Annotated in this window: 14 protein-coding genes; 11 read left to right on the top strand and 3 right to left on the bottom strand. The window is 69.9% G+C overall.

Features of this window, described 5'->3' with window-relative positions; genetic code table 11:
• The first annotated feature begins 15 nt into the window (after positions 1–15).
• From A6I89_RS16555 to A6I89_RS16515, 9 genes are read left to right on the top strand one after another with little or no spacing between them, the layout of a single operon-like run.
• Positions 16–933, top strand: coding sequence for an ABC transporter permease (locus A6I89_RS16555; protein ID WP_157349035.1), 918 nt, complete (start codon positions 16–18; stop codon positions 931–933).
• The gene (locus A6I89_RS16550; RefSeq protein WP_022598010.1) at positions 930–1,742 is read left to right on the top strand and encodes an ABC transporter permease; all 813 of its coding nucleotides are present in this window, start codon (positions 930–932) and stop codon (positions 1,740–1,742) included. The genes A6I89_RS16555 and A6I89_RS16550 overlap by 4 nt, the downstream gene beginning before the upstream one ends.
• The gene (locus tag A6I89_RS16545; RefSeq protein WP_022598009.1) at positions 1,739–2,839 is read left to right on the top strand and encodes an ABC transporter ATP-binding protein; all 1,101 of its coding nucleotides are present in this window, start codon (positions 1,739–1,741) and stop codon (positions 2,837–2,839) included. Before A6I89_RS16550 ends, A6I89_RS16545 begins: the two co-directional genes overlap by 4 nt.
• Positions 2,836–3,522, top strand: coding sequence for a DUF1028 domain-containing protein (locus tag A6I89_RS16540; RefSeq protein WP_044991455.1), 687 nt, complete (start codon positions 2,836–2,838; stop codon positions 3,520–3,522). Before A6I89_RS16545 ends, A6I89_RS16540 begins: the two co-directional genes overlap by 4 nt.
• Positions 3,515–4,717, top strand: a complete 1,203-nt coding sequence (locus A6I89_RS16535) for a M20/M25/M40 family metallo-hydrolase (RefSeq protein WP_022598007.1) — start codon at positions 3,515–3,517, stop codon at positions 4,715–4,717. Before A6I89_RS16540 ends, A6I89_RS16535 begins: the two co-directional genes overlap by 8 nt.
• A gap of 41 nt (positions 4,718–4,758) precedes the next feature.
• Positions 4,759–7,296, top strand: a complete 2,538-nt coding sequence (locus A6I89_RS16530) for an MmgE/PrpD family protein (RefSeq protein WP_162149956.1) — start codon at positions 4,759–4,761, stop codon at positions 7,294–7,296.
• A 53-nt stretch (positions 7,297–7,349) separates the two neighbouring features.
• Positions 7,350–7,916: a flavin reductase family protein gene (locus A6I89_RS16525; protein WP_022598005.1), complete on the top strand. Its 567-nt coding sequence runs from the start codon at positions 7,350–7,352 to the stop codon at positions 7,914–7,916.
• A complete protein-coding gene (locus A6I89_RS16520; RefSeq protein ID WP_060934513.1) occupies positions 7,913–9,082 on the top strand; it encodes an NAD(P)/FAD-dependent oxidoreductase in 1,170 nt (389 codons plus the stop codon). The genes A6I89_RS16525 and A6I89_RS16520 overlap by 4 nt, the downstream gene beginning before the upstream one ends.
• Entirely contained in the window at positions 9,079–10,383 is a 1,305-nt protein-coding gene (locus A6I89_RS16515) for an allantoate amidohydrolase (protein ID WP_022598002.1), read from the top strand. Before A6I89_RS16520 ends, A6I89_RS16515 begins: the two co-directional genes overlap by 4 nt.
• Here the strand turns inward: A6I89_RS16515 and A6I89_RS16510 are convergent.
• Positions 10,342–11,097 carry a class I SAM-dependent methyltransferase gene (locus A6I89_RS16510; protein ID WP_037085975.1) on the bottom strand — a complete coding sequence of 252 codons (756 nt, stop codon included), beginning with the start codon at positions 11,095–11,097 and terminating at the stop codon, positions 10,342–10,344. The two genes, A6I89_RS16515 and A6I89_RS16510, sit on opposite strands and share 42 nt — an antisense overlap.
• A gap of 156 nt (positions 11,098–11,253) precedes the next feature.
• On the opposite strand from A6I89_RS16510, the gene A6I89_RS16505 reads away from it, so the two are divergent.
• Positions 11,254–12,483, top strand: a complete 1,230-nt coding sequence (locus A6I89_RS16505) for a glycosyltransferase family 4 protein (RefSeq protein ID WP_022598000.1) — start codon at positions 11,254–11,256, stop codon at positions 12,481–12,483.
• On the opposite strand, the gene A6I89_RS16500 is transcribed toward A6I89_RS16505, so the two are convergent.
• Positions 12,400–14,175: an MmpA family trehalose lipid delivery protein gene (locus A6I89_RS16500; protein ID WP_022597997.1), complete on the bottom strand. Its 1,776-nt coding sequence runs from the start codon at positions 14,173–14,175 to the stop codon at positions 12,400–12,402. The two genes, A6I89_RS16505 and A6I89_RS16500, sit on opposite strands and share 84 nt — an antisense overlap.
• A 32-nt stretch (positions 14,176–14,207) precedes the next feature.
• Here A6I89_RS16500 and A6I89_RS16495 point away from each other — a divergent pair, with 32 nt between their 5' ends.
• On the top strand, positions 14,208–15,416 hold the full coding sequence (locus A6I89_RS16495; protein WP_022597995.1) for a hypothetical protein: 1,209 nt from the start codon (positions 14,208–14,210) through the stop codon (positions 15,414–15,416).
• A 205-nt stretch (positions 15,417–15,621) separates the two neighbouring features.
• Here A6I89_RS16495 and pgfA read toward each other — a convergent pair whose 3' ends face one another.
• A complete protein-coding gene (gene pgfA / locus A6I89_RS16490; protein ID WP_013417238.1) occupies positions 15,622–16,758 on the bottom strand; it encodes a cell envelope lipid trafficking protein PgfA in 1,137 nt (378 codons plus the stop codon).
• Between the last annotated feature and the right edge of the window lie 67 nt (positions 16,759–16,825).

Genomic DNA, 16,825 nt, shown 5'->3' with positions numbered 1-16,825 from the left:
ATCCAGGCACCACCAGTGGCTCCTCCCGGCGCCCCGCCACGCCGGGTGGAGGAGCCCGCACCCGAGAACGTAGGCGTGGCCCGGCGCCGCCGGCGCTGGTCCGGAATCCTGCTCGCGGCGCCGATGACGGCGTATGTCGCGGTCTTCTTCATCGCCCCGCTCGTGCTCCTCGCGGTGTACAGCGTCATGAAGTTCGACCTGCTCACCTTCCAGGTGCGCTCCGGCTTCACCCTCGAGAACTACCGAGAACTCTTCAGCGGCACCTATGTCGGTGCGGTGTTGCGTTCGCTCGCAATGACGCTCGTCATGACAGTGGTGTGCGTGGTGCTCGGATTCCCGGTCGCGCTCACCATCGCCCGTGCCAGCGGCAGGACGAAGGCTCTGCTCCTGGTCGCGGTCATCGTGCCGTACTGGATCAGTTTCGTCGTGCGCACCTACGCCTGGCTGGAACTGCTGTCGCCGACCGGTGTCGTCTCCAAGGTTGCCGCGTTCTTCGGGATCGTTCCGGAGGGTGCCCAACTCGGCTACTCCACCTTCGCGATCGGGGTCGGCATGGTCGCGGGCTACCTGCCCCTGATGATCCTGCCGATGTTCATGGCACTGGACCGGATCGACCCGGCTCTGCACGAAGCTGCCGCCGACATGGGGTTGAGCAGGCGCCGAGCGTTCTGGAAGGTCACGGTCAAGCTCGCCATGCCCGGAAGCATCGCAGGTGTGCTCCTGGTCGGTATCCCGGCGACCGGGGAGTACACGATCCCTGCCATCCTCGGCGGTTCCAAGACCCTCATGGTCGGCAATGTCGAGGCCGAGCAATTCCTCGCCACCGGCAACTACCCGTTCGGCGCCGCCATCGCAACGACGCTGATGGTCGTCATGCTCGCCGTGCTCTTCGCCTCGCGCAAGCGCCTGGATCGATTGGGGGACATCACATGAAGCGCCGGGTCAGCCCCGCGGCGGCTGTGACGGTTGCCGTCCTCGCCTTCCTCTACCTGCCCATCGGCATGGTGATCGTCAACGCGTTCAACGCCGACGAGAGCCTCGTCGGCTGGGGTGGCGCGACACTCGAGTGGATCACCGGAGCGTTCGCCGACGAGCGGGTGCGTGCGGACTTCCTCACCAGTTGTCTGATCGCGTTGCTGTCCACCGTGGTCGCGGTCGCTCTCTCGTTGGCCGCGGTGATGGCGGTCTCCCGCCTGCCCAAGCGAGCGGGCGCGGTGTTGCAGACCCTCACCTACGCCCGGCTCATGATCCCCGAGGTCGTCATCGCCGCGGGAATCCTGGTGGTCATCCAGCGTCTGGGGCTCAGCACCGGTACGTGGTCGGTAGTGGCCGGACACATCGTGTTCTGTTCCGCCTACGCCACATTGGTGCTCCAGTCGCGCTTCGCGACCCTGACGGGTACGTACGACGAGGCCGCGGCGGATCTGGGTGCCCCGCCGCGCCGGGTCTTCCTGAAGGTGCTGTGGCCGATGATGATGCCCGCGGTCGTCATCGCCGCGCTGCTGTCCTTCACGTTCTCGTTCGACGACGTCGTCAGCACCGTCTTCCTGGCGGGACCGGAGACCGAGACGCTACCGGTCCTCATCCTCAGCCTGTCGCGCCACGGCACGTCCCCGGAGATCAACGCGATCGCCGTCGCCTTCATGTTCGTCTCGCTCGTCCTGATGTGTCTGGTGGCGTTGGCCTCCTTCTGGCCTTCGAAGCGGACACGCAGCGTTACCTCGGAAGAAGAAGAAGCATGACAACCATCGCCGAACCCGGTTACAGCCCGGCTTCGCTGCGGCTCGAGAATCTCGCGTGCTCCTTCGGCGACCACCACGTCGTGAAGGGCATCAACCTCGATATCAAGGGAGGCGAGTTCTTCTCGCTCCTCGGTCCCAGCGGCTGCGGCAAGACCACCACACTGCGGATGATCGCCGGTCTCGAGCAGTCCGATGCGGGTCGCATCCTCGTGGACGACAAGGAGATCCAAGGGGCCCCACCACACAAGCGGCCCGTGCACACCGTCTTTCAGAACTATGCGCTGTTCCCGCACCTGACCGTCTTCGAGAACGTGGCCTTCGGACTGCGCGAGCGTAAGGAGAGCAAGCAGGCCGTCGTGGAGAAGGTGTCCAGGTTCCTGGACCTGGTCGAGCTGAGTGGCAAGGAGGATCACCGGCCGCGCCAACTCAGCGGTGGCATGCAGCAGCGCGTCGCGTTGGCACGGTCCCTCGTCCTCGGTCCCCGGGTTCTTCTGCTGGACGAGCCGCTCGGCGCGCTCGACCTGCGGATGCGCCGCCAGATGCAGGTGCTGCTCAAGTCGGTGCAGCACGAGCTGGGCATCACGTTCGTCTATGTCACGCACGACCAGGAGGAGGCGTTCGCGATGTCCGACCGCGTCGGTCTCATGCAGAACGGCGATCTGGTCCAGGTGGCGACACCCGCCGAGGTCTACCATCAGCCCGCCACCCGCTTCGCCGCCGGATTCGTCGGCGCCTCCAACAGTTTGGACGGCGTCGTCACGGGAGCCGGCCCGGGCTGGTACGACGTGGCGATACCCGGTGTGGGCGAGGGCCGAGTCGACGGGTCCGGTGAGGTTCCGGCCGACAGGAACGTCACGCTGATCCTGCGTCCGGAGGTCGTCGGTCTCCAGTCTGCCGAGAGCACCGACTTCCGCGCCGAGGGCATCGTGCGGGACATTGCGTTCCTCGGTGCGCGCACGTCGGTGCGCGTCGAACTCGCCGACGGCAGGGTGATCAGCGCGGACCTCGCGAGCCGCACCGTCCCCGCCGACGTCACCGTCGATGCGCCGTGCCGGGTTTCGTGGCGCAGCGCCGACATGTGGGCGGTGACCCGATGACCTACTCCGTCGTCGCCCGGTGTGACCGCACAGGGCAGCTCGGTGTCGCGACCGCCACCTCCGACGTCGCCGTCGGAGCCCGGGTGCCGTGGCTGCGTACCGGGGTCGGCGCGGTCGTCACCCAGCACCGCACCGATCCGCGACTCGGGCCCCGCCTGCTCGACCTGATGGCCGGCGGAGCCACCGCCGCCGAGGCCGTCGAGGGTGTGCGGCATTCGAGCGTGCATGCGGACTGGCGTCAGCTCGCGGCCATCGGCACTCACGGACCCGGAATCGCCTGGACGGGTGCGTATGTCGACCCGGTGGGGGTTTCCGTCGTCACCGCCCCAGACCACGTCGTGGCCGGCAACATCCTCGTCGGTGACATCGTGGGCCGGGCCGCGAGCGCGGCCTTCGACAGCAGCGTGGGGCTGGAGCTGGGCGAGCGACTGGTGCGTGCGCTCGAGGCCGGCCTCGCGGCCGGCGGTGAGCCGGAGCCGCTGCGGTCGGCTTGCCTGCGGGTGCACGGCAGTGAGCAGTTTCCGCTCGTCGACCTGCGAGTCGACGAGCACCCGGATCCGCTACGTGAGCTTCGCCGGCTCTGGGAGCTGTACGGTCCGGCGGCTGGCGAGTATGTCAGCCGCGCAATCGATCCCGACGCCGCACGTGGTGTCGCCCCAGGAGCGGAGGAAGCCGATGCCTGAACTGACACGAACGCCGGCCTCCGTCCCCGAGTTGGCCGCCCTTCTCGCGCCGCGGCTGCCGGACATTCTCGACCTGGCAACCCGACTCACCGAGGTCGAGAGCGGATCATTCCTTCCCGCGGGCGTCGACCGGGTGAGCGACCTGGTCGCCGAGCGGCTCGCGGCGCTGGGGTTCACCTCACGCCGACACACGATCGCCTCGGGCCGGGGCCGAGCATTCGAGGCCACACTCGAAACCGGCAGCCCGGGACTTCGGCTCCTCGTGCTGGGACACGCCGACACGGTCTGGCCCGAGGGAGCGACGGCCGACTGGCCCATCGTGACGAACGCGCCCACCATGTCCGGGCCCGGTCTCGGTGACATGAAGTGTGCTCTCGCGATGGCCGTCCACGCGATCGAGGCGGCGCTCGAGACGGCGGTGCCGGGCGTCGCGTCGATCACCTACGCGCTGGTCCCCGACGAGGAGTTGGGCAGCGTCGACAGTCGCGGTTGGCTCGCCGACCTGGGGCGCCGCACGGATGTGTGTCTGGCCCTCGAAGCCGGTCTCGTCGACGGGGGCGTGATCGTCTCCCGGGGCGCGGTCGGCGCCATGCTCATCACCGCGCACGGCCGCACGGCGCACTGCACCGACGACACCGGGGCGAGTGCTTTGCGTGCACTGGCACCGCTCGTCGAGGAACTCGAATCGCTCACCGACCGCGCGCAGCGCACCATCTGCAGTGTCGGCATCCTGCGTTCCGGCACGGCGCGTCAGGTCGTCCCCGATCAGGCGGAACTCCACGTCGATCTGCGGGCTCCCGGCGACGCGGCGGGCCAGGCTCTGGTTGCCGAGATCCGTCGTCGCGCCGAGGCCCGCGCGGTGGACGGGGTCAGGATCGAGATCTCCGGAGGAATCACCCGTCCAGCGCTTTCGCGTTCGGTCACCGACCCCGTCTACGCGCTCGCCGAGGAGCTGGCCGCCGCCGGAGGGTCGGAGTTGCGTCCCGTCGCCGAGATGGGCGGCTCGGACGCCAGTCTGGTCGGAAAATTCGCGCCATTGGTGTTGGACGGGCTCGGGCCCACCGCGTTCGACCAGTGCAGCCGTGCCGAGACGGTGGTGCGGGACTCCGTCGTCCCACGCACGGCGTTGCTGGCGGCACTCATCGGCCACGCGGGTCGGCTCGCCGCGCACCTGCCGAACGGAAAGGACCATTGATGACACTCGAGGCGCCCACACATCTTCATGATGTTGCAAATATGACGACAGCAGATGGCACTGACGCAACTACGCCGGTCAGTGATGTGCTGGAGTTCGTCGTAGGACTCAGTTGGTCGCAGGTGCCGGTGCACGTGCGACGTCGCCTGGGCATGCTGACGCTCGACGCTTCGGCCGCGGCCCGCGCCGGAACGCTGCTGAGCGCCGCTCACATCATCACCGACTACGTCGCCACCGCGATGGGGGGCGACGAGGCCACGTGTCTGCTCGACGGGCGCCGTGTCTCGGCGTCCGGCGCCGCGCTCGCGAACGGCACCGTGATGAACGCCGTCGACTACGACGACGGCCACGCTCTCGCCAAGGGGCACCCCGGCGCGGTGATCATCCCGGCGGCGCTCGCGGCGGCCGAGGCGACCGGCGCCGGCCACGAGGAGTTCCTCCTCGCCACGCTGATCGGCTACGAGGTCGGTATCCGGGCGGCCATCGCGCAGCACGACCGGTGGCCGCTGTTCCACAGCAGCGGCACCTGGGGGGCCGTCGGTGCCGCAGCGGCGTGCGCCCGCCTGCTGAAGCTGTCGCCGGCTCAGGTGGACGCCGCCCTCGGGTTGGCGGAGTACCACGCGCCGGTCGACCTGATCATGCGGGCAGTCGCCGAGCCCACCATGGCGAAAGACGCCATGGGCTGGGGAGCGCACGTCGGCGTCACCAGCGCCCAACTCGCGGCCGCCGGCTTCACCGCACACCGCTCCGAGTTCGTCGCCGGACGTCCGTGCGGCGACGACACCGATCTCGGCACCCAGTGGCACGTGATGCGTACCTACGTCAAGCCGTTCCCGTGCTGCCGTTGGGTGCACCCGGCCCTGGCCGGTGCCGCGCAGGTGCTGCGCATGCTCGGCCGCGAGCGGCTCGACCCTGCCGACGTGACCGGCGTGCAGGTCCGGACCTTCCGGGCCGCAGCCGATCTGGCGCGGATGGTGCCGTCGACCAGCGAGGAGGCCCAGTTCAACCTGGTCTGGCCGCTGGCCGCGTACCTCACGACGGGCGGGTTCGGACTCGACTCCGTCACAAGTGATCTCGGCGACCCGGTGATCGCACGGATGGCGAGCCTCGTCGAGGTCGTCGTGGACCCCGCCCTCGAAGCCGGGTTCCCCGCCGTCCGCCGCAGCGGGCTCACCGTGACGATGGCCGACGGCCGCGTGCTCGACAGCGGCCTGCGCGCCGCAGCGGGGGATGCCGACGATCCGTGCTGGGAGGACGTGGTGCGGGCCAAGTTTCCCGCCGTCTCCGATGAACACTGGGCCGCCTTCGACCCCGAGCCACGGACTTTCACGACCCGCGACCTGACAGCTTCCGATCCGCTGTCCGCGCTGACTTTTCCGCTTTCCACCACCGAAGGAGAAACCATGAACTCCCCCGAGCAGGCCAAGCGCCTGGCCGCCATCGACGCCCTGGCCCAAGGCTTCCGTGACCGCGCTCGTCGCTACGACGACGAGGCGATCTTCCCGACCGAGAATTTCGCCGAGCTGAACGAGGCGGATCTGCTCACGCTGACGCTTCCCGAGAAGTGGGGCGGCGCCGGACTGTGGAGCGAGGGCGGCTTCGCCGAGTACTACGAGCTCATCGAGCGGATGGCAACGATCGATGCCCCGACCGCGCAGCTGTTCCAGGTCCACTCGCACGCCCTCGGCATGCTGGCGCATGCGGCCACCGACGAGCAGATGCGCAAGTACGTCGTCCCGATCGCCGAGGCCGGTGAGCTGGTTGCATCGGTCGGCAGTGAGTCGGTCCCGGGCAAGAACAATCTCGGCACTTCCAGCAGCCAGCTGGTCCGCAACGAGCAGGGCCACTGGGTGCTCAACTGCACCAAGCACTTTGCCTCCCTCGGTCCGGGTGCATCACACTTCATCATCTGGCTGGCCATGCCGGGAACGGAGGACTACGACTACCGGACCGTCGCCGTGCTCGTGCCCCGCGACGTCCCCGAGGTCGAGCTCATCGACAACTGGGACGTGCTCGGCATGCGGTCGACGGTCAGCTGGGCCGTCAAGGTGACCGACTACGTGCTGCCCGACGACGCGATCTTCGGGGAGCCGGGATGGTGGGAAACCGACGACACCCGCACGTTCACGCTGGCCTTCGCCGCCAACCATCTCGGGGCCGCGCGCGGCGCCTTCGACTTCACCGTCGACTGGGTGCGGGAACGTCCGCAGCTGGCAGGCAGCGAGCTGATCCAATTCCAGTTGGGCGAACTGGCCGCCAAGCTCTCCACCGCCCGCGCCGGGCTCTTCCATGCGGCGGAGGCGTGGGACGCCGGTCGGCGATCGGAGGGCGAGTTCCGTGGAGTCCACGCCCTCACCGTCGCCAAGGCGGTTGCCCTCGAGGTCACGCAGCGCTGCCTCGACATCTGCGGATCGCGCTCGATGTTCAAGACCTACCCGCTCGAGCGCTTCTACCGCGACACCCGCGCGTTCTCGCTGCACTACCGGGTGGACAACTACACCCGCAACCTCGGGGCGTCCCTGCTCGCGCAGGGGTTCTCGGTCAACGGCAACGGCGGCCTGACCCCCGTCCAGGCCTGACTTTTCGCCTGCAGCAGCATCTTTCGCCACCACGATCACCAGGGGAGCAGGACATGACACCTACGACGACCGGCACCGACCCGACCACCCTCAAAGCCGCGTACGCGAGCTTCCCGACCGGCGTGGCCGCGGTTTGCGCGCAGTCGGGCGGCGAGCTGATCGGTATGGCCGCGAGTTCGTTCACGGCGGTATCACTGGATCCTCCACTGGTGTCCGTGTGCGTGATGAACACCTCGCGCACCTGGCAGCGGCTGCGCGGTTCGGCCCGGCTCGGCGTCAGCATCCTGGCGGCGGATCAAGGGGCTGTGTGCGCCGCCATCGGGAGGAGGCGGGTGGACCGGTTCGCGGGCATCGACACGGCGGTGAGCCCGGAGGACGCCGTATTCGTGCGTGGAGCGGGCGTGTGGCTCGACTGCGAGGTCCAAAGCCTTTTGCCTGCAGGCGATCACACCATCGTCCTGCTCCGGGTGGTCGGACTCGACGTCGATGCGGATCGCCAGCCGCTCGTGTACCTCGCAGGCGACGTCCGCGAACTCGTGCCCAGGATGCCGAAGCCGGGCGACCGAACCGCACCGGTCGGAGCCGGCGGGCCCGTGGTCTCGAAGGGAGTCCTGTCATGACCGGTCGGCGCGTGATCGTGGTGGGGGGCGGGTTGATCGGGCTCTCGATCGCCCGAGCCCTCACCGAACGCGGCATCAGCGAGGTGCTGGTCCTCGAACGTCACAGCCTCGCCAGCGGCGGCACCGGCAAGTCGAGTGGGATCGTGCGGTGCCACTACGGGGTGCCGTCGATCGCCGCTATGGCGTGGCGAAGCCTGCCGACGTTCGAGCGGCTGGGTGACGAGGTCGGCTTCCGTCAGGTCGGCTACATGGTCGCCGTCGGAGCGGAGAACGAGGAGGCGTTGCGCGCCAACACCGCCGTACACCAGGGCCTCGGTATCGAAGCGGAGATGATCGACCACGAACGGGCCGGTCGATTGTGGCCGCAGCTCAACGTCGCCGACGTGGCGGCCTTCTCCTACGAGGCGCGCGGCGGGTATGCCGACGCGTCCCAGCTCGCCCTGCACTTCGGGGCGGTGGCTCGCTCGGCCGGTGCGAAGGTTCGGCAGAACACCCCGGTCGCGCGGGTGCTGACGTCCGAGGGCCGCACCACCGGCGTGGAACTGGTGAGTGGAGAAGTTCTCGAGGCGGACACCGTCGTCGTCGCCTCGGGTTGGTGGTCGGGCAAGCTCATGGCGGACGTCGGCATCGACCTGCCGATCGAGTCGTTGCGCTCCGAACTGCTCCTGGTCGACACCGGCGAACCCCTTCGTGGCCTGCCGGCACTGTCGGATCTGGTGAGTCTCCAGTACGTGCGGATCGAAGGCTCGGGTGAGTTGCTGGTCGGGAACAGTGACCACAGCACGCCCAGGTACGCCGATCCGGACGCGTACTCCAACCAGGCCGGTGAGCAGGGGATCGAAAGGGCGGCAACAAAGATGTTGCACCGCTTCGACTTCCCGGACGCGGCGGTGGCACACACCTACGCCGGCTGCTACGACATCACCCCCGACTGGAATCCCGTCATCGCCCCCGTCGCGATCGACGGACTGTTCCTCGCTGCCGGGTTCAGTGGTCACGGATTCAAGATCAGCCCGGCCGTCGGCGATCTGATGGCCGATCTGATCGTCGACGGGGACAGCCGGGACCCGGACGTCCCGGCAGCGGACTTCCGGCTCGAACGGTTCGCCGAGGGGCAACTGCTGTCCAGCCTTCACCCGTACGTGGGCGCGGGTGAGATGCGATGAGCGACAAAGCGACAGCAGTTGCGCGTGACACCGTTTCGGGTCTGCTGGCGGAGATCGAGGACATCGGGCGGGACCCGCAGCGTGGCGGGTACTCGCGGCCGGTGTATTCGGCAGCCGAACACCAACTTCGGGAGTGGTTCGTCGCACACGCCGAGAAGCGGGGTCTGGAGGTGGAGGTCGATCGCAACGGCGCGATCTGGGCCTGGCACGCACCGGACGGCACCCACACCGATGCGGTCGTGACCGGCAGCCATCTGGATTCGGTGCCCGGTGGCGGTGCTTTCGACGGACCGCTCGGCGTCGCGTCGGCGCTCGTCGCGTTCGATGTGCTCCGTTCCCGCGACGCGCTGGGGCCGCGACCGCTCGCGATCGTGGTGTTCCCCGAAGAGGAGGGCTCCCGGTTCGGTGTCGCCTGCCTGGGATCGCGACTGCTCACCGGCGCCATCGATCCTGATCGGGCCCGTGCGTTGACCGACGTCGACGGAAACACCTTTGCGGACATCGCCGTCCGCGGCGGACTCGATCCGTTTCGACTGGGTCCCGACCCGGACGCGCTGGCTCGGATGGCGGTGTTCGTGGAGTTGCACGTGGAACAGGGGCGCGGACTCGTCGACCTCGACCGGCCGATCGCGGTCGCCTCGTCCATCCTGGGTCACGGGCGGTGGCGGGTGAGTCTCACCGGTGAGGGCAACCATGCCGGCACCACGCTGATGTGTGATCGCAGCGATCCGATGGTGGCTGCCGGCCGGCTGGTGTCACGAATCCGGGATCTTGCGCGCGGGCAGTCCGCGGCCCGGGCCACAGTCGGCCGGTTGGTTCCCACACCGGGTGGCACCAATGTCATCGCTTCCCGGGTGGATCTGTGGGTCGACGTGCGTCATCCCGACGACACGGTCACGACGGTGCTGGTGGAACAGATCCGCCAGGCGGCGGCCATCCTTGCCGCGGAGGAAGGCTGCACGGCGGCGATGACGGAGGAGTCGTTCAGTCCGACCGTCGACTTCGACGCCTCGCTCCGGGACCTCCTCGCCTCCGCACTCTCGGACGCGCCCGTACTGGGCACCGGCGCGGGTCACGACGCGGGTGTGCTCAAGGACCACGTCCCTACCGCCATGCTCTTCGTCCGCAACCCCACGGGGATTTCGCACTCGCCCAGTGAGTACGTCGAGTCCGACGACGGCGAGGCCGGCGCTGTGGCGCTCGCGGACGCGCTCGGCCTGCTGCTGCGCGGCGGCGGCATACCGGACGAGTCCGCGGGATCAGCGCTTTCGGATCACCAGGACCAGGTTGCTGACCAGTAGTTCCCGCAGCACCGGGATCTTCACCATCCACCACGCCCAGCGTGGGTGGTAGCGGGGGAACGCGGCGAGGACGTCGCCGCCGGTCTGCGCCTTCGCCCAGCGCAGACCGTCCTCCGCGCCGATGTCGAACAGGGAGACGCCGAACCGGTTCTTCGGCTCCTTGCCGTGTTTGCGCTGGTAGCGGCGGGCCGCGTACTCGCCGCCGAGGTAGTGCCACGGTCCGGTCTCGTGCCCGCCGAACGGGCCCCACCACAGCGTGTACGACAGCACCATCAGGCCGCCGGGTTTGGTCACCCGCAGCATCTCCTCGGCCATCACCCACGGCTGCGCGACGTGTTCGGCGACGTTCGACGAGAAGCACACGTCGACGGCGTCGGAGCGGATCGGCAGCGCCAGGCCGGATCCGCGGATGGAATCGCCGACGCTCAGTCCGGCCGCGTGCATCTCCGACGGGTCCGGTTCGACCGGGACGTAGCGCGCCCCCGCACGGGAGAACGCGTCCGCGAAGTAGCCGGGTCCGCCGCCGACGTCGAGGACGATGGTGCCGGTGAGGTCGGTGTCGGTGAGTCCACGATGCAGGTCGCCGATCAGTTCGACGGAGTCACGCGCGAGCGCGCCGTAGAACAGATCGGGGTCGGTCTGTTCGTACCGGAAATCGCTCAGCAGCCCGACCGACCGTCTCAGGGTGGCGCGGCGGGCGAAGTAGCGGGTCACGCGAGGCGATCGGGCACGGTTCACGGGAGGAACCTTAACGATCGGACATACCGCCGCCGCGTTCGCCGGTTTCCGCTACTTGACGGTAGGGCGCGCCGCGTCCAGCCGATAAGGTGTGTCGCAGGCGACCGTCCGAGCCGGTGAGGGGGCACGCACGTGCGAGAGGTTCTCCTGCTGTGCTGGCGCGACACGGGGCATCCCCAGGGCGGCGGCAGCGAGCGGTACCTCGAGGAGGTCGGGGCCGGTCTCGCCCGTCGCGGTGTCAAGGTCACCCTCCGCACCGCCGGGTATCCCGGCGCCCCCCGCGAGGAGACGGTCGACGGCGTCCGCATCGTGCGTGGCGGCGGCCGGCTCACGGTGTATCCGCGGGCGCTCGGTGCGATCCTCGCCGGACGCGTCGGCCTGGGCCCGCTCGCCGGGCTGCGCCCCGACGCCGTGGTCGACACCCAGAACGGCATCCCGTTCTTCTCCCGTGCGGTCGCGGGTGCGCCGGTCACGGTGCTGGTCCACCACTGCCACCGGGAGCAGTGGCCCGTCGCGGGACGGCTCATGGGGCACGTGGGCTGGTGGATCGAATCCTGGCTGTCGCCGCGCGTGCACCGCGACAGCCAGTACCTGACGGTGTCGCTGCCGTCGGCCGACGAACTCACCGACCTGGGCGTCGAGCGGGATCGGATCGCCGTGGTGCGCAACGGCGCCGACGCGATCCCGGCCGGGGTGGACCCGGGGGGCGACGCGACGCGCACCCCGCATCCGAGCGTGTGCGTGCTGTCGCGGCTGGTGCCCCACAAGCAGATCGAGGACGCCCTCGCCGCGGTCGCGCAACTGCGCCGCACCATCCCGGAGCTGCACCTCGACGTCATCGGCGGCGGCTGGTGGGAGCAGAACCTGCGCGAGCGCGCCCACGAACTCGGTATCGGCGACGCCGTCACCTTCCACGGCCACGTCCCGGAGCCGCGCAAGCACGAACTGCTCGCCCGCTCGTGGGTGCACGTGATGCCCTCCCGCAAGGAAGGGTGGGGCCTCGCGGTGATCGAGGCTGCGCAGCACGGCGTCCCCACGGTCGGCTACCGCAGCTCCAAGGGCCTCACCGATTCGATCATCGACGGCGTGACCGGGCTGCTGGTCGGCGGGGATGCCGTCGCCGACCAGGCCGCCGCCGTCCCGGCGCTGGCGTCGGCCGTCGAGTCTCTTCTCCTCGACGCCGAGCTGCGCGCCGACCTCGGCCGCAAGGCGCGGCTGCGGGCCAACGAGTTCTCGTGGGAGCAGACCGCGTCCGGTGTGTACGCGGTGCTGGCGTCGTCAGCCGCGGGACGGCACGTGTCGGGGCTGATCTCCGGCGTCGAAGCCGCGACGACGCCGTCGCCGGGCCTGCAGGACGCCTAGCCCGCCGCCCGCCAGCAGCGCCGCCCACAGCAGGTGGGCCGCTAGGGCCTCGCCGCGACCTTCCCGGGGATCCGGTGGGATGCCCCCCGGGACCCGGTAGAGCGCCAGTTCGTCGTCCGCGAAGATCGGCTCGAGCTGGTCCAGGGTGCGCTGCGAATCCCCGAGTGGGCCCGGGGTGGTGCGCTCGACCAACACCCACCGGACGTCTTCCTCGGCGAGTGACTGCGGGCCGGCGCCCGCGAGCAGAAACTGCTCGACACGGGTCGCGCGGGCGCCCTCGCCGCCGACGGTTGCGGCCTGCCCGACAACGAGCTGCCCGGTCTGCAGCACGTCCCGCGGCAGCATCCGGGGCGCCGGGTCCAGGACGGGCGCGTCGCCGCTGTACGGGAACCTGCGGAACATGCCGGCGGGCAGCACCGCGACGTCGCCGGCCTCCTTCGACAGCTCCAGATGCTGCGCGACCTGCCGCCAGGCCGGCGGATACTGCACGGGCTTCAACGCGCCGGCGACACCCCACACCAGGTCGGGCAGCGCCAGCACGACCGCGGCGATCGCCGCGACGGGAACCGCACCCGGCACGGACACTCGCTTCGACAACGCCCGGACCCCGGCCGCCGCGGCCAGCGCGTACAGCGGCGCGGCGAGGGCCACCCACTTCTGGCTGTCGCGCAGCAGTCCCGCACCGGGCACGTGCACCACGGCCCACTCGCCGACCGACAGTCCCCACCCGGTCGCGCCGAGCGCCGGCAGCAGCACCGCGAGCCCGGCGAGGACCGCGAGCGTACCGATCACCGGGTGGCGGCGTCGGCGCCACAGCGCGGGCAGCCCGCACGCGACGACGACGAGCAGCAGTGCCGTCCCGGCGAGCGCCCACAGCGACGTCCGCGAGCCGGGCACCGCGGTCGAGTTCCACACCCCGCCCAGTCCCGCGAGGCTGCCGATCGTGCCCAGTCCTGGTTCGGCGCGGGCCGCGAATGCTGCGACCCCGGCGGGATCCGACGTCCCGCCGCCCCCGGACAGGACGGTCGCCGCCAGCCACGGCGCCGACGCGGCCAGGAAAAGGGCGAGGAGGCAGCAAGCTGCCCGTGCGCCTTTTCGGTAGTCCCAGCTACCAGAAAGGCGCACGAGTAGCGCAGCTGCCAGGACGGCCGCGAGGATCGCGCCGGTCGGCGTCAGACCCGCCGCGGCGAGGCACAGCGTCAGTGCCGCCCACCCGCCCGGGCGCCCCCGCCGGATTGCGACGGCCGCGCACACCACCCACGGCAACGCCGCATATCCGGTGAGCAGACTCCAATGCCCCTGCAGCAGACGTTCGGCGACGTACGGATTCCAGAGCATCACCGTCGACGCCACCAACTGCGGCCCCAACCCGACACCGGGCAACAGCACCGCCACCATGCGGGCCGTGCCCCACCCGGCCAGCCACAGCGCCGCGACCAGGATCGCCTTCACCACGACACCGCCGTCGACGACGGAGCTGAGCACCGCGATCAACCAGTCCTGCGGCACCGCGCGGGCCGCGGCGTCGGTGAGCCCCAGCGCCGAATCGGTGACGTACGACCGCGGCGTGCTCACCGCGTCGCGGAGCAGCAGATAGCCGGGGCCGAGGAGCGGTCCGAGGATCAGCACGGCCAACACCAGGCTGTACAGCGACGGGACGGCGCGCGCGAGACTCGGGTGCCGTGGCGTCATGAGCGGCACCTTACGTGGTGCATCATGAGCGGATGCCACGCCAATCGCTCACCGGCTCCACGGTCGCCGGTATGACGATGGTGACCGTCGGATCGATGACGGCGAACATCGCCGCCTACCTGCTCGCGCTGCCCGCGGTGCGGTGGCTCGGCCCGGCGGGCTACGGCGAGTTCGCGGCCCTGCTCGCCGCCCAGTTGGTGCTCGCGGTGCCGGCGCTCGCGTTGCAGACCGTCGTGGCTCGGGAAGTGGTGCACGGCAAGCCGGTCCCGGTCCTACGGGCGCTGGGCTACCGCTGCGCGGCGATCGTCGGCGTGATCGCGCTGGTGCTCGTCCCGATCATGTCGTGGGCGCTCGACACGAGCCTCGCCGCGACGGCATCGGCCCTCGTCGCCGCGCCGCTGCTGGTGTTGCTCGGCACCGAACAGGGGATCCTGCAGGGCGCCGGCCGCTTTGCGGAACTGAGCGTCGTGCTGGCCGGTGCAGGGATCGTCAAGGTGGCACCCTCCGTGGCGGTGCTGGCGGTCGGCGGCGGGCCGGGACCGACGCTGCTCGCGGGCGCGGCCGGCACCGGGGTGATGGCGTTCGTGGCGCACCTGATCGCGAGCCGACGAGCGTCCGCAACCGGCGCGCGGGCGGACGCCGCGGCGATCGGGGTCGCGACGGTCCTGCGGGCGTCGCAGGTGCAGCTGGCGCTCATCGCGCTGACGTCGGTGGATCTCGTCGTCGCCCGCATGGTGCTCGACTCCCACGACGCCGGTCTCTACGCGGCGGGGGCCGTCGCGACCAAGGCTGCGTTCTGGCTTCCGCAGGCGATCGGCGTCGTGCTCTATCCCAAGATGGCGAACCCGGAACACTCGGCCGCGGCCGTCCGGTCGGCACTCGGTGTGCTGGTGGCGCTCGGCGTCGTCCTCGTCGTCGGAGCTGCCCTGGCGGCTCCGCTCGCGCCGGTCCTGTTCGGCGAGGTGTACACGCCCGTCCAGGGCATCCTGTGGATGTTCGCGTGGAACGGCGCCGCGCTCGCGGTGCTGCAGGGCGCGCTGTTGTCCGCGATCGCGGGCGAGCGCACGCAACTCGCGATCGTCGCGTGGGTGGGCCTCGCCGTCGAGGTGGTGCTGTTCTTCACCGTCGCCGACACGGTCCGCGCGTTCGTCACCGCCGCGATGTGCGTGGCCACGGTGACCGCCGCGACGGCCGCGGGGCTGGCGGTGCGCAGTGCCCGCGCCGCCGACGTCGCGCGATAAGTGCGCAAAGCGCGGGAAAGGGGCCCCGGGATCCGGCGATAAGTGCGCAAAGCGCGAGGGGCGGCCCCCGGATCCTGCGATAAGTGCGCAAAACGCGAGGGGTGGGCCCAGGATCCCGCGATAAGTGCGCAAAGCGCGGGGACGGAGCCGGGAACGACGAACCCCGCACGGTGATCCGTGCGGGGGTTCGTGGTCTGTCAGCCGACTACTGCTGGCGGGGCGGTTCGGTGAAGCCGCCCTTGTCCATGTTGACCGTGGGGAATTCCTCGGTCTTGTCGGTGGTCCAGTCGTTGCCGGCGGATCCGGCGGGCGGGTTCGCCGGGCCGCCGGCGGTCGCGCCCTTGTTGCCGCGGCCGCCGCGCAGGCCGAGGAAGATGCCGGCGATCAGCGCGATGACGCCGACGATGCCGGCGACGATCGGCAGGGTGCGCCCGAACAGCGACAGCTTGTCCTGGCCGTCCTTGGCCTGGCCGATCTGGTACTCGATGGTGTTCTCGTCGAACGGGAGGGTCGCCTTGAGGACCGTCACCTCGGGCTTGGCCTTGTCGCGGGCGTAGTACTGGTACAGCTTCTCCTGGCCCTTGATGACGACGCCGGTGATCGGGTCGACCCAGACGTCGCGCTCGTTGGCGTACCAGCGGATCATCGTGACCGGCTGGTCGTCGCCGGGCACGCCCCACGTCTTGGCGGGCAGCGTCAGCTTGTTGGTGGGCGCCGACGGGACGACCTTGGACAGGTCGACGGGCTCGATCACCTGGTTGTAGTGGTACACCTTCATTCCGTTGATCTCGGTTTCCTCAACGAAATTGATGTCCTGCGTGGTGCGCGAGTTCAGGTCGAAGTAGGGGTAGCTCTTCTTCTCCGCGTCGAACGGCCACTTGTACTGCAGGCCGGTGTGCGACACCTCTTCGGCGGGCTCGGTCGACGACGTCTGGATGGTGCCGACGGGCGGCTCCACCGGCATCGAGCTGACACGGTCGGCGGTCAACCGGTCCACCGTCGCGGTGAGCAGGCCGCTCTCGCCCTGCTTGTCGGTGCGGATCAGCGTCTGCCCGGCCTGCAGCGAGATGACGTCGGCGTCGGACGGCTGCTCGGTGATCACGTACCGCTGCGCGACGATCGGCACGTTGGTGTTGACCTCGGCCTTGCCCGCGAGCAGCGCCTTGGAGTCGAGCACGTCGCCGTTGCCGGTGGCGACGGTGGTGACCTCGAGGTCCAGCGGCGTCTTCTTCAGCTTGTCGACGGTGTACGTGGGAATGAGGACCGCCACGGCGAGCAGGAAGGTCCCGAGGCCCACCAGAATGCACGCAAGTATCCGGCTCGGGCCTGAGCGCTCGGCCATGCTGTCTCCTAACTCAATGTTCTTGAATTGAGATACCCCCACCGGCAGCGTGCCCGCTGCACGGGTC

The organism is Prescottella equi (assembly GCF_002094305.1).
Lineage (GTDB): Bacteria > Actinomycetota > Actinomycetes > Mycobacteriales > Mycobacteriaceae > Prescottella > Prescottella equi.
Note: the sequence above shows the minus strand (reverse complement) of the source record. Positions and strands in the feature narration are given on the sequence as shown.

Excerpts from the sequence above, each read along its gene's own strand:
- A6I89_RS16550 (WP_022598010.1), top strand. The coding sequence starts at position 930 with ATGAAGCGCCGGGTCAGCCCCGCGGCGGCTGTGACGGTTGCCGTCCTC.
- A6I89_RS16545 (WP_022598009.1), top strand. The coding sequence starts at position 1,739 with ATGACAACCATCGCCGAACCCGGTTACAGCCCGGCTTCGCTGCGGCTC.
- A6I89_RS16540 (WP_044991455.1), top strand. The coding sequence starts at position 2,836 with ATGACCTACTCCGTCGTCGCCCGGTGTGACCGCACAGGGCAGCTCGGT.
- A6I89_RS16535 (WP_022598007.1), top strand. The coding sequence starts at position 3,515 with ATGCCTGAACTGACACGAACGCCGGCCTCCGTCCCCGAGTTGGCCGCC.
- A6I89_RS16530 (WP_162149956.1), top strand. The coding sequence starts at position 4,759 with ATGACGACAGCAGATGGCACTGACGCAACTACGCCGGTCAGTGATGTG.
- A6I89_RS16525 (WP_022598005.1), top strand. The coding sequence starts at position 7,350 with ATGACACCTACGACGACCGGCACCGACCCGACCACCCTCAAAGCCGCG.
- A6I89_RS16520 (WP_060934513.1), top strand. The coding sequence starts at position 7,913 with ATGACCGGTCGGCGCGTGATCGTGGTGGGGGGCGGGTTGATCGGGCTC.
- A6I89_RS16515 (WP_022598002.1), top strand. The coding sequence starts at position 9,079 with ATGAGCGACAAAGCGACAGCAGTTGCGCGTGACACCGTTTCGGGTCTG.
- A6I89_RS16500 (WP_022597997.1), bottom strand. The coding sequence starts at position 14,175 with ATGACGCCACGGCACCCGAGTCTCGCGCGCGCCGTCCCGTCGCTGTAC.
- A6I89_RS16495 (WP_022597995.1), top strand. The coding sequence starts at position 14,208 with ATGCCACGCCAATCGCTCACCGGCTCCACGGTCGCCGGTATGACGATG.
- pgfA (WP_013417238.1), bottom strand. The coding sequence starts at position 16,758 with ATGGCCGAGCGCTCAGGCCCGAGCCGGATACTTGCGTGCATTCTGGTG.